This is a genomic window from Myroides albus, from assembly GCF_009711045.1.
GTDB classification, from domain to species: domain Bacteria; phylum Bacteroidota; class Bacteroidia; order Flavobacteriales; family Flavobacteriaceae; genus Flavobacterium; species Flavobacterium album_A.
This window is the reverse complement of the sequence record NZ_WMJX01000009.1, coordinates 67,765-79,899: the sequence shown is the minus strand read 5'-3', so window position 1 is coordinate 79,899 and position 12,135 is coordinate 67,765. Positions and strand designations below refer to the sequence as shown.

Annotated in this window: 9 protein-coding genes; 7 read left to right on the top strand and 2 right to left on the bottom strand. The window is 34.4% G+C overall.

Annotated features, from left to right (window positions below):
- The first annotated feature begins 29 nt into the window (after nt 1-29).
- From GJV76_RS06190 to GJV76_RS06175, 4 genes are all read left to right on the top strand, one after another.
- The gene (locus GJV76_RS06190; RefSeq protein ID WP_155091771.1) at nt 30-2,093 is read left to right on the top strand and encodes a S9 family peptidase; all 2,064 of its coding nucleotides are present in this window, start codon (nt 30-32) and stop codon (nt 2,091-2,093) included.
- Nucleotides 2,094-2,180: 87 nt separating this feature from the next.
- Nucleotides 2,181-3,212, top strand: a complete 1,032-nt coding sequence (locus GJV76_RS06185; RefSeq protein WP_155091770.1) for a PLP-dependent cysteine synthase family protein — start codon at nt 2,181-2,183, stop codon at nt 3,210-3,212.
- A gap of 125 nt (nt 3,213-3,337) precedes the next feature.
- Entirely contained in the window at nt 3,338-3,760 is a 423-nt protein-coding gene (locus GJV76_RS06180; protein ID WP_155091769.1) for a hypothetical protein, read from the top strand.
- 49 nt (nt 3,761-3,809) lie between these two features.
- Nucleotides 3,810-4,547: a hypothetical protein gene (locus tag GJV76_RS06175; protein WP_155091768.1), complete on the top strand. Its 738-nt coding sequence runs from the start codon at nt 3,810-3,812 to the stop codon at nt 4,545-4,547.
- 140 nt (nt 4,548-4,687) lie between these two features.
- Here GJV76_RS06175 and GJV76_RS15700 read toward each other — a convergent pair whose 3' ends face one another.
- Nucleotides 4,688-4,840: a hypothetical protein gene (locus tag GJV76_RS15700; protein ID WP_196216218.1), complete on the bottom strand. Its 153-nt coding sequence runs from the start codon at nt 4,838-4,840 to the stop codon at nt 4,688-4,690.
- Nucleotides 4,841-4,924: 84 nt separating this feature from the next.
- Nucleotides 4,925-6,418, bottom strand: a complete 1,494-nt coding sequence (locus GJV76_RS06170; RefSeq protein WP_155091767.1) for a SulP family inorganic anion transporter — start codon at nt 6,416-6,418, stop codon at nt 4,925-4,927.
- Between the two features lie 183 nt (nt 6,419-6,601).
- On the opposite strand from GJV76_RS06170, the gene GJV76_RS06165 reads away from it, so the two are divergent.
- The 3 genes from GJV76_RS06165 (at nt 6,602) to GJV76_RS06155 (ending at nt 12,110) form a co-directional block, all read left to right on the top strand.
- The gene (locus GJV76_RS06165; protein WP_196216217.1) at nt 6,602-7,483 is read left to right on the top strand and encodes an outer membrane beta-barrel protein; all 882 of its coding nucleotides are present in this window, start codon (nt 6,602-6,604) and stop codon (nt 7,481-7,483) included.
- Between the two features lie 81 nt (nt 7,484-7,564).
- Nucleotides 7,565-8,440 carry an ABC transporter ATP-binding protein gene (locus GJV76_RS06160; protein ID WP_155091765.1) on the top strand — a complete coding sequence of 292 codons (876 nt, stop codon included), beginning with the start codon at nt 7,565-7,567 and terminating at the stop codon, nt 8,438-8,440.
- A gap of 4 nt (nt 8,441-8,444) precedes the next feature.
- Nucleotides 8,445-12,110, top strand: a complete 3,666-nt coding sequence (locus GJV76_RS06155; RefSeq protein WP_155091764.1) for an ABC transporter permease/M1 family aminopeptidase — start codon at nt 8,445-8,447, stop codon at nt 12,108-12,110.
- The last annotated feature ends 25 nt before the right edge of the window (nt 12,111-12,135 follow it).

Genomic DNA, 12,135 nt, shown 5'->3' with positions numbered 1-12,135 from the left:
CTTACTTTTGTGTTTTAACAATAGTAATAATGAATAAAGATATAAGAAAAGCTCCTTTAGCAGCTATTAAGCCGCACGAAATTACAGCACATAATCACACGCGAATTGATAATTACTTCTGGCTAAATGACAGAGAAGATCAGGAAGTTATAGATTATTTGAATGCAGAAAACGCATATTACGAAGCGGAAACTGCACATACGAAGGCTTTTCAGAAGGACTTGTTTGAAGAAATGAAAAGCAGAATAAAAGAAGATGATTCATCAGTGCCTTATTTCTACAATGGTTATTACTATATCACTCGTTTTGAAAAAGGAAAAGATTACCCTATATACTCAAGAAAATTAGGGAGTTTAGAGGCTGATGAGGAAATAATGTTTGACTGTAATGAAATGGCTGAAGGCCATTCCTATTTCCATTTGAGAGGAATTAATGTAACAGAAGATAATCAATGGGCAGCTTTTGCCGTAGATACAGTTTCACGTAGAGAATACGTGTTGCACATTAAAAATTTGACTACAGGGGAGATTCTTCCTTTATCTATCGAAAAAACGACAGGAAGTTCGACTTGGGCATCAGATAATAAAACACTGTTTTACTCTCGTAAAGATGAGGTGACACTTCGCGCGGATAAGATTTTTAAACACAAATTAGGTACGGCTGCAACAGAAGATGTATTGGTGTATTATGAAGAAGATGAGACATTTGATACCCATATTTACAAAGAGAAATCTCGCAAGTATTTAGTGATAGGCAATGACAGTACTTTAACAAGTGAATGTCGCATCCTTGAGGCAGATAATCCCGATGGAGAGTTTAGAATCTTTCAAACAAGAGAAAGAGAAGTAGAGTACACGATCTCTCATTATGGTGAGTATTTTTATATCATGACTAACTTGGATGATGCAGATAACTTTAAGTTGATGAAATGTCCGACAGATAAAACTACTTTCGAACACTGGGAAGAAGTTATAGCACATCGCGAAGACGTATTGTTAGAGGGGGTCGATATTTTTAGGGATTACCTTGTTATTTCGGAACGTTCAAATGGATTACCTCATTTGTGTATTATGCCTTGGAACGCCCCAGAGAATGCGTATTATTTGCCATTTGAGAGTGAAACTTATAATGCTTATACAGGTATTAATGTTGACTTTGATACAGAAATACTACGATATGGTTATCAATCGCTAAAAACACCTTCTTCGATTGTTGATTTTAATATGCGTACTCAGGAGAAAACAGTGCGAAAAGAACAAGAGGTAATCGGAGATTTTGACAAAGAGAATTACATAGAAGAAAGAATATGGGCTACTGCTAAAGATGGAGTGCAAGTGCCAATGTCCTTGATTTACAAAAAAGACTTACAGAAAGACGGAAATAACCCTTTCTTGTTATACGCTTACGGATCGTATGGATATTCGATGGAACCTTACTTTTCGACAACTCGATTGAGCTTAATTGACAGGGGATTTGTCTATGCAATTGCTCATGTAAGAGGAGGTGAGGATATGGGACGTCAATGGTATGAAGACGGAAAGTTATTGACAAAATGGAATACGTTTGATGATTTTATAGCTTGTTCTGAGCACGTAATCGCTCAAGGTTATACTTCACCTAAGCACTTGTATGCTGAAGGAGGTTCAGCTGGCGGTATGTTAATGGGAGTAATCGTGAATAAGCGTCCTGATTTATACAACGGAGTAATCGCTCAAGTTCCTTTTGTAGATGTGATGACTACGATGTTGGATGATACAATTCCATTGACAACAGGAGAGTACGATGAATGGGGGAATCCAAACGAAAAAGAGTATTACGATTATATGTTGTCCTATTCGCCAATAGACAATGTCGTTGCTCAACAATATCCCAATATGTATATCTCTACAGGCTTACACGATTCTCAAGTTCAGTATTGGGAGCCAGCTAAATGGGTGGCAAAACTGCGCGTGACAAAGACCAATCATAATCAGCTGTACTTAGATACGAATATGGATGCCGGTCACGGAGGAGCATCTGGGCGATTTGAGTCTTTAAAAGAGGTGGCTAAAGAGTTCGCTTTTATGTTAGATTTAGAAGGAATTAACGCTTAGTTAATTTCCTTTTTAGTAAATTTGTTAGAATAGTAAAATTGACAAATGTTTTCACTAAAAACAGGTTGTCATTATAATTAAATAGTTATGAAAGAAGATATTCAAGCTTTTGATAATGTATTGTCTTTTATCGGAAATACACCTTTAGTTAAACTACCAAAAGTAACGGAAGGCTTAGCAGGAAATTTCTATGGAAAAGTAGAAGCATTTAATGCTGGGCATTCTGCAAAAGATAGAATTGCATTGTATATTATTGAAGCTGCTGAGAAAAAAGGACTTTTAAAACCAGGAAGTACAATCGTAGAAACAACCTCAGGTAATACTGGATTTAGTATTGCTATGGTAAGTGCTATTAAGGGATATAAATGTGTATTATCAGTAAGTGATAAATCTTCTGCGGACAAAATTGATATGCTTCGTGCAATGGGAGCTACAGTTTATGTTTGTCCTGCAAATGTACCAGCTGATGATCCTCGTTCATACTATGAGGTTGCTAAAAGTGTACAAAAGGAATTGCCTAATTCAATTTATATTAATCAGTATTTCAATGAGTTAAATACTGAAGCACACTATATGTCAACAGGACCTGAGATTTGGGAACAGACAGGAGGTAAGATTACCCACTTCGTATGTTGTTCTGGAACAGGTGGAACAATCTCTGGGACAGCAAGGTTTTTAAAAGAGAAAAACCCAAATATCAAAGTTCTCGGAGTTGATGCTTATGGTTCGGTGTTGAAAAAATATCATGAAACGGGAGAATTAGATCCAAATGAAATTGCTCCCTACAAGATAGAAGGATTAGGAAAAAACCTAATCCCTACAGCAACGGACTTCTCTGTTATAGATAAGTTTATGAAAGTAACTGATAAGGATGCTGCACAAGCTGCACGTGAATTGGCTCGAACTGAAGGACTCTTTATGGGATATACTTCAGGAGCTGTATTACAAGCGACAAGACAATATGCTGCACAAGGTGAGTTTGATAAGGATAGTGTTGTTGTGATGCTATTTCCAGATCACGGATCACGTTATATGAGTAAAATTTACAGTGATACTTGGATGGAACAACAAGGTTTCTTAGATGGAGAACCTAAGAATGAAATCAATTATGTGAAGTAATAAAATACGCACACATTATATTTTAAAGAAAAAGCATCAATCTTCGGATTAGGTGCTTTTTTGTTTTTTTTAAGATTTATTTTATCGTTAAATTTGATTTTTGTTAGATACTTTATTGTAAAATTATGAGAAAAATTATTTTATTGTTAATGGGGTCGGTTTGTTTGTTTTTCTCAAACTGTAAAAAGGAAAAGACTGTAGACGATTTAGCATCAATCAAAGTAGATATAGGTGAAAATGAATTTGGTTATACTTCGACTAACCCAATTTTGATCGGTGGTGCTAAAGATAGTATCGGCCCAGAGAGTGAACGTATATATTTGAAAGAGCTAGTCGATTTAGATGGTAATCCAATTGTATATAATAGAGTAGGAAGTTGCTGTCCTTTTGCTACGGAGAATGGAAGGTATGGGAGGGGATTGCTGGATGTTTATAAAGTTTATGTAGAGGGCAAGAAAGATACAATTGAGCTGTATATGAATATGTATGAAAGAGATACTATAATGGCTCCTAAGGGATTTAAGTTTAAATATGAGATGGATTTTTAAGTTCTAATTGAATAATTATATAATTAAAGGACAATTCTAATTAATAGGTATGGATGTTTTGAACAAGTATAATTTAATGCTTGTATTCTTATTAAGCAGTGTTTTATCTTATGCTCAATTGGCTAAGATTGTGGATATAGATGGATATGTCAATGTGCGCAAACACGGTAATATTAATAGTACTATAGTAGGTAAATTTAAATCGGGTGAGATAGTTCAAATGTTTAGTGCGGATAATGAACCAGAGAATTGGATAGGTGCGAATGGTGGACAAAAGCACGAGCTGGTAGGTATGGTTTATCACAATAGATTAAAAGAGTTGATAGCTTTTACAGAGATACCTTTGATAGAGTCTGAAACAGACTCTGAATTTGTGCTTTCTGGATCTGGAGTGAAAATTGTTGTAAAAATAGCTGATTTTGACTATGAAAAGAATCAAAATAAGTTTACAAGGTATGAGGGAGAATATAGTCTTTTAGAAAAATACAATGGTCAAAAGATGTGGGGTACCGAAGGTGGTGAACCTAATAAATATTATACTTCAATAAAGATAATATGGCATGGTAAAGAAATAGTATTTCCTAAAAAGGCTTATGAGAGTATGTTTCAACCCAATGGGAAGGGTTATACATTTTGTTATTATGATGAAGAAGCTAATTCTTTATATCTAATAGGATATAACAGTGATGGTTCATCAAACTATAAAGTGTTATGGGTGTTTAAAGATGGCGCTTATCAGTACAATAATGTTTATCTTTTTGAAGATTATTATTGGTATATGTATTAGTAAACGCATTTTATTTCTTCATCCTTAATAAGTTTTTTTTGTGTTATGTTGTTGTATGATAGTTATTTATTTAATAAATAATAGGGTAGTCGAGAACTGTATGGTTGTAATTAAAAGCTATTTCAAAAAAGAAGTAGCGTTTACTTTTTGTCTTTAGGAAGATTAAAGATAATAGCAATGATAAAGAAACCAATTCCAGTAATAGTAGGAGGTAACATATCGGCTTTAAGTCCTAAAAAAATAAGGTAACCTCCTAAGATAGCAAGTAATAGAGATAGTGATATTTTAAGCATGATTATAGGTTTTTTTGATTGGTATAAGATTATAACTCAAATATAAAGAATATTGCCTAATAAAAGAATCACACGGAGTTTAATCTAATTGTTTTCTAATATGTTGTTCTTGAATAGTTTGGAGTTTTCTATTAGTCTTTTTCCTTCCGGATTGATATTTAGAACTATGACTCTCTTTTGAATATCTTCGTATTTATCTGTGACTTTTTTTAAGGCTTCTAATGCAGACATATCCACGATACGCGATTCTTTAAAATCGATAGTAATGATCTGAGTGTCTTTATCTGGTGTAAATTTCTCAATGAAAGTGGTTGTGCTACCAAAGAATAAAGGACCATATATGGCATAGACTTTATTGCCGTTCTTATCAAATGATTTTCGCGCGCGAATGCGTATAGCATTATCCCAAGCAAATACTAATGCAGAGACGATAACTCCTATTAATACAGCTAAGGCAAGATTGTGTGTTGTGATGATAATGGCAGTTACCAAGAATAGAACAAGAATATCTGCTTTTGGCATACGGGTAACTAATTGAAAGGAAACCCACTTAAAGGTAGTGATAGAAACCATAATCATTACCCCTACAAGTGCGGCTAAGGGAATTTGTTCAATAATAGGTGCCCCTACAAGTATGACTAACAAAATAGTGATAGATCCGATTATAGCTGCAATTCGGCTTTTGGCTCCTGCATCTAAGTTGACGAGTGTCTGTGCAATCATCGCACAACCTCCCATTCCTCCAAAAAAACCATTTGTCATATTAGCTATTCCTTGCGCAATAGCTTCTTTATTAGTGTTTCCCTTTGTGTTTGTTATTTCATCGACAATACTTAAAGTTAACAGTGATTCGATCAGTCCCACACCAGCCATAACAAGCGAAAAAGGCAGTATAATCTGTAGTGTCTCTAAGGTAAAGGGGATACTCGGAATGTGAAAACTTGGCAAAGCTCCACTGATGTGAGCGATATCCATTACTTTTCTCGTATCTATTTGAAAGAAAAATACGATAGCTGTAATGACCACTATAGCTACAAGAGTTGCAGGTATCGTTTTGGTTAGTTTAGGCATTAGCGTGACTATTATTAGGGTTACTACGGTCAAACCTATCATCAAGTAAAGCGGACTTCCTGTAAGCCAAGTGTCATTTACTTTAAATTGTGCAATCTGTGCAAAGAATATTACGACTGCAAGACCATTTAAAAAACCATACATAACAGGCTGAGGGATAAAACGCACAAATCGTCCAAGCTTGAAAAGACCTGCACTTATTTGTATTATTCCTGCCAGAACAACGGCAGCAAATAAGTATTCTACACCATAAAGAGCGACAAGAGAAATCATTACAATAATAGTAGCTCCAGCTCCTCCAGAAACCATTCCAGGTCGACCACCAAAAATAGCTGTGATTATCCCCATAAGAAAGGCAGCGTATAAACCTGTCAAGGGATGTAAACCTGCGAGAATTGCAAATGACAGTGATTCTGGAATCATAGTCATCGCTACTGTTAAACCAGCTAATAATTCGTTCTGAATCTTAATGTCAGCTTTTTTATACCCAAGAATGTTCGGTAGCATATCGTGAAAGTTTATAGGATGCAAAAGTAGTAGATTATAGGGGTTTCGGTGAGTATCAATTGAAAAATGTGTCTTTGTTTACTTTTTTTTATTTTTTATGCTGTTAACTATTTGTAGTTGAGAATCCTATCTGTATATTGGAAAAGATTTTTTAAACAAGTGTTAACTAAAATAACTATGGGTATGTACTTCAGATTACAATTCAATTCAGTTGCTTATTTTGTGTGTTTTGTTATTGCATTTTTGTTTACTGGCAAGACAAACCTTTTTGCCCAAGAGAAATGGGTAATAGACAAACACGAGGCTGCAGTAGGTATAGGAGGAGGTGTAGGATTTCTGTTTGGCAGTGTTCCTCAAAATTTTGATCGAAAAGTTAAAGCGGAGTTTGGAGTAGATTTTCGATATGATTATTACTTAAATCGTTATTGGACACTGGGTATAGGAACAAAAATAGGTAAGAATAATATTGCTTATGATGCTAAAGGTATTGCGCAAAATGGCTATATCGATGATAGTAAATTGAACATATTTAAGTACAAAGGGGAGTCTTATGTTGAGGAATGGGAGTTTACCAATGTGAGTATTCCAATCAGTATTCAATATATCATTCCAGGTAAAGTAGATGTGTCTATTCGCACGGGTTTCGCATATTCTTTCGCTGCTAATAGTAAAGTTGATATTCAATGGAGAAACGTCAGCACTTCCCTTGAAATGCAAGAGTATTTTATAGAATTAAATGACCCTTCTTTTATGGGGTTAGGTGATTTTTCCAGATTGCAAAAATCAAAGAATGTAAAGTTAGCTAATCGCCTTTCATGGACTATTGAAGTAGGAATTAAAAGAGAATTTGCATTTCGACAAAGCTTGTATCTTGGACTCTATGCTGATGTTGGATTGAATAATCAAGCTTCTAAATTTAAGGAAAAGGGAGCAATGCTAATTGAGTATACTGATAATGAAGATGAGCCTTTGCACCTTAATTCTCTGGTAGAAGCCTTGGGTAAGAAAGTGAATTACAATACTGCTTCATTCGGATTGAAGGCTATGTATTCTTTTAAGTGGTAAAGTGTAAAAGATAAATGTGCTAATATTTTGTAACAAAACTTAATAAATTGCTACTTATAGAGTACAATCAAAAGTGTTATTATGAAATTAGTAATTAAAAACTTAAGTAAAACTTACAAAAATAGTGTAAGAGCATTAGATAATTTGGACTTAGAAATTGGTGCAGGGATGTTTGGTTTATTAGGTCCTAATGGTGCTGGAAAATCTTCTTTAATGCGAACCATAGCAACGTTGCAAAAGCCAGATACTGGAAGTATTTATTTTGGTGATATCAATGTGTTAGAACAACAAAATGAGTTTAGGAAATTATTGGGGTATTTGCCACAAGATTTTGGGGTTTATCCCAATATGTCAGCATTAGATTTACTTCATTATTTTGCTCGCTTGAAAGGGGTGTCAAATACATCACAACGCAAAGAAATTGTAGATAAAGTACTTGAGGTTACTAATTTGTTTGAGGTGAGAAATAAAAGTGTAAGTGGATATTCTGGAGGAATGAAACAGCGCTTTGGTATCGCTCAATTGTTGTTGAATGACCCTAAGTTGATTATCGTGGATGAACCTACAGCGGGTCTTGATCCAGCAGAAAGACATAGGTTTTTAAATGTGCTAAGAGAGATTGGTACAAATAATACGGTTATCTTCTCTACTCACATTGTTGATGACGTCAATGAGCTTTGCCACGAGATGTCTATATTAAATGGTGGTAGATTACTTGAGCGTAATACGCCGCGTGTAGCTGAACAAAAATTAGAAGGCTTAATCTGGAATAAAGAGGTTAGTCGAGAGGAAGCTATTGTTTATAATGAGCAGTTGAATATCTTATCGAGTAAGTACAATCAGGACAACAGAATAAATATACGTGTATATTCAACTGAGTCTTTGCAAACAGAAGGATTTGTGCAAGTAAAGCCAAATTTAGAAGATGTGTATTTTGTAGCACTTAAAAAGGATTAAGCTTATGTTTGGAACTATTTATTCATTTGAGCTTAAACGATGGTTTAAGAGTTGGGTTTTCTACGTATATGCTGTGTTGTTTTTCGTATTGTCTTTTTTTGTAATGGCAAGTAGCATAGGTGTGTTTGATGAAGTAAAAGCGACAACAGCATCACTGTTAAAGATGAATTCACCACTTATGGTTAACAACATAATAGAGTCGTTTAATTCACTGTTGTACTTTTTGTTTCCTTCTATAATAGGAGCTTCTATTTATCGAGATTACAAGTATAATGTACACAATATTCTGTATTCTTATTCTTTTTCAAAGTTTGACTATTTAGGAGGGAAGTTCTTAAGCGCCTTTACAGTTACCTTAAGTATTTCTTTTTTGATTGGTTTAGGTGTCTTTTTAGCGACTTTATCACCAATGGCTAATTCAGACTTGCTCGGGCCTAATCTGTTTTGGAACTATATGCAAGTATATTTGTATAGTATCATTCCAAATATGTTCTTGATGGGAAGTATTGTCTTTGTATTAGTTACGCTTTCGCGCAATGTATACATTGGCTTTGTGTTTATATTAGTTATCATGGTGTTCAAGGGCTTTGTCAATGCGCTTGCAGGAGAGGAAGAATATCGTGTAGTAGCTTCTCTGTTAGATCCTTCAGGTCAGCAAGCAATTAGCTATTATACGCAATATTGGACTATATATGATATAAACAACAATAGTTTACCATTAGAACAGTGGTTTATCTATAATCGTTTGATCTGGATTAGTATATCATTGTTGTTTTTATTGTTCTTGGGAATTGTATTTCAATTTTCTCAGTTTGGTTTTACGCTTTCGTTTGCCAAAAAGGAGAAAGGAGAAAGAGTGACAAAGAATAATTTCGGAGGTTTATACCTAATCAATTTACCTAAAGTAACGTATAATTTCTCGTTTGTTCAACAATTGAAGAACGTCTTTTCGTTTGCGAAGTTAGATTATGTTCATTTGGTAAAGAATAATGTATTCCTGATTTTAGTAGGAGTAGGGTTATTGTTTATGATGTCTGTTGCATCGGTTTTATCTATGATGTACGGAACGGAGACTTATCCAGTAACAAGGCAAATGCTTGAAGTGCCAGGGTCTACATTTCAGTTTTTTATTTTAATCAATACTTTTTTAGGGGCGGGAATTTTAGTTCATAGAGGTATCTTATCGCGAATGAATCTTTTAATAGATTCAACTTCAACTCCTAACTGGGTGTTTTTTGCATCAAAGTTTATCGCCTTAATATTCATGCAGTTTACGCTGTTGATGGTTATTTTGTTTGCCGGTGTTGCAATACAAGCTTATAAGGGGTATTATAATTTTGAGATTGGACTGTATTTTAAAGACTTATTAGGTTTCCAGTGGATAGAATTTATTATATGGGCGTTGATGAGTATTGCATTTCAAAGTGCTTTTAGAAACTATATTGTAGGTTTCTTTGCTCTTTTGACGATGAGTATAGGTTGGAATTATATCAGCAAATTGGGGATTGAACAGCTTATCTTTTACTTTAATGATTTACCTACCCCAAGATATTCAGATATGGATGGTTATGGTGTAGGTGTTGGTAAGTTTTATATTTATGCACTTTATTGGTTGTTATTTGTGTGTTTTATTAGTGGATTAACCTTGCTGTTTTGGAGAAGAGGTGGTTTTGCTGGAGTCAAAGAACGCTTTGCGATTGCAAAAGACAGAGCAACAAGCATCATCGTAATCCCAACAGCTATTTTTCTTGTTGCATTTCTTGCCTTAGGTAGTTATTTATACTACGAGAATAAGGTATTGAATGTTTATAGGTCTGCTAAAGATATAGAGCTTCTGACAGTTGATATTGAAAAGAAATATAAGAAGTATGAACAATTAGCCCAGCCGAGAATAGTAGATGTTAAGGTTGACATGGATATTTATCCTGCTTCAAGGGACTTTAAAGCACAAGGAAAATACATCCTAAAGAACAAGACAACGCAGGCTATAGATACGCTATTGATAAACTGTCGTACTGATTATAAGAATCAAATTAGTATTGATGGTGCTGATTTAGTTACTATTGATAGTATCAGTGGGTATCAGTTATATAAAATGCGAGAAAGTCTTAAGCCAGGCGATGCTGTTAATATGCACTTTGTAGTTGAGAATAAACCCAATACGTTAATTCGTTCTAATTCACCTGTTTTAGAAAATGGTACTTTTATAAATAATGGTCATTTTCCTCAAATCGGGTATCAACGTCAGCGTGAACTTTCGGACAATAATGTGCGCCAAAAGTATGATTTACCAGAGAGAGAACGTTTGGCTGATCAAACGGATCCTAATGCTTTAGCTAATACCTATATATCGAGTGATTCAGATTGGATAACTTTTGAGACAACTGTAAGTACTTCTTCTGATCAGATTGCAATCGCTCCAGGTTATTTAGAAAAGCAATGGGTTGACAAGGATAGAAACTACTTCCATTATAAGATGGATCAGAAAATGTTGAATTTCTATGCTTATAATTCGGCTAAATATGAAGTGAAAAGAGAGAAATGGAATGATGTAAATATTGAAATTTACTATCATAAAGGGCATGACTATAATATAGATAGAATGATTAAGGGAGTAAAAAAATCTTTAGATTATTACACTGAGAATTTTAGTCCATATCAGCATAAACAAGTGCGTATCATTGAATTTCCTTTGACTATGGGAGCATTTGCACAGTCTTTTGCAAATACAATTCCATTCTCGGAAACAATTGGCTTTATAGCAAAAGTAGATGAATCAAATAACGATGCAGTAGATTATCCTTTTTCAGTTACTTCACATGAAGTAGCTCATCAGTGGTGGGCTCATCAGGTCATTGGGGCCAATGTAAAAGGGGCTACGATGTTATCTGAAAGCTTATCAGAGTATAGCTCCTTAAAAGTTTTAGAGCAAGAATACGGCAAAGGGCAGATGCGAAAGTTCCTGAAGGTGGCTTTAGATTCTTATTTGATGAGTAGAAAAAACGAGTCTAAAAAGGAATTTCCTTTAATGTATAATGAGAATCAACAGTATATTCACTATAACAAAGGTTCTGTAGTATTTTATACGATGAGTGATTATTTAGGAGATAAAGTGTTTAATGATGTTCTTAAACAGTATATTAAGAAAGTAGCCTTTCAAGAAGCTCCTTATACTGTAGCAAAGGAATTAGTTGATGATATTTATTTAGCAACTCCTGATTCTCTAAAGTATATGGTGAAAGATATGTTTGAGACAATTACTTTGTATGACAATTATATAGAAAAGGCTGAGGTAAAGCAACTTGAGAATGGTCAGTATGAAGTTAAGTTTAGAGCAATTGTCAGTAAGTATCGCTCTAACGATGAAGGTGAGAAGATTTACGATGAAGATGGTCCACCTAAAATCTTCTATCAAGATAGTAATGGGGAAGTTAAGGAATCTATCCGTTTAAGAGACTATGTAGAAGTAGGTGTTTTTGCGATTGACAATAAAGTTGTGGAGTCAAAAGGTGATGCAGAGAAAGTACTTTATCTACAGAAGGTTAAGATAAGTGCCATAGAGAATGACTTTACAATTATAGTAGATGAGAAGCCAAGTGAAGTGGGGATTGATCCTTATTATAAGTTGATTGATACTCAGACGTATGACAATCGTTATAAGTTGAAATAAATGGTTTTATAATTTGATTTTGAAA

Excerpts from the sequence above, each read along its gene's own strand:
- GJV76_RS06155 (WP_155091764.1), top strand. The coding sequence starts at position 8,445 with ATGTTTGGAACTATTTATTCATTTGAGCTTAAACGATGGTTTAAGAGT.
- GJV76_RS06170 (WP_155091767.1), bottom strand. The coding sequence starts at position 6,418 with ATGCTACCGAACATTCTTGGGTATAAAAAAGCTGACATTAAGATTCAG.
- GJV76_RS06165 (WP_196216217.1), top strand. The coding sequence starts at position 6,602 with ATGTACTTCAGATTACAATTCAATTCAGTTGCTTATTTTGTGTGTTTT.
- GJV76_RS06175 (WP_155091768.1), top strand. The coding sequence starts at position 3,810 with ATGGATGTTTTGAACAAGTATAATTTAATGCTTGTATTCTTATTAAGC.
- GJV76_RS15700 (WP_196216218.1), bottom strand. The coding sequence starts at position 4,840 with ATGCTTAAAATATCACTATCTCTATTACTTGCTATCTTAGGAGGTTAC.
- GJV76_RS06190 (WP_155091771.1), top strand. The coding sequence starts at position 30 with ATGAATAAAGATATAAGAAAAGCTCCTTTAGCAGCTATTAAGCCGCAC.
- GJV76_RS06185 (WP_155091770.1), top strand. The coding sequence starts at position 2,181 with ATGAAAGAAGATATTCAAGCTTTTGATAATGTATTGTCTTTTATCGGA.
- GJV76_RS06160 (WP_155091765.1), top strand. The coding sequence starts at position 7,565 with ATGAAATTAGTAATTAAAAACTTAAGTAAAACTTACAAAAATAGTGTA.
- GJV76_RS06180 (WP_155091769.1), top strand. The coding sequence starts at position 3,338 with ATGAGAAAAATTATTTTATTGTTAATGGGGTCGGTTTGTTTGTTTTTC.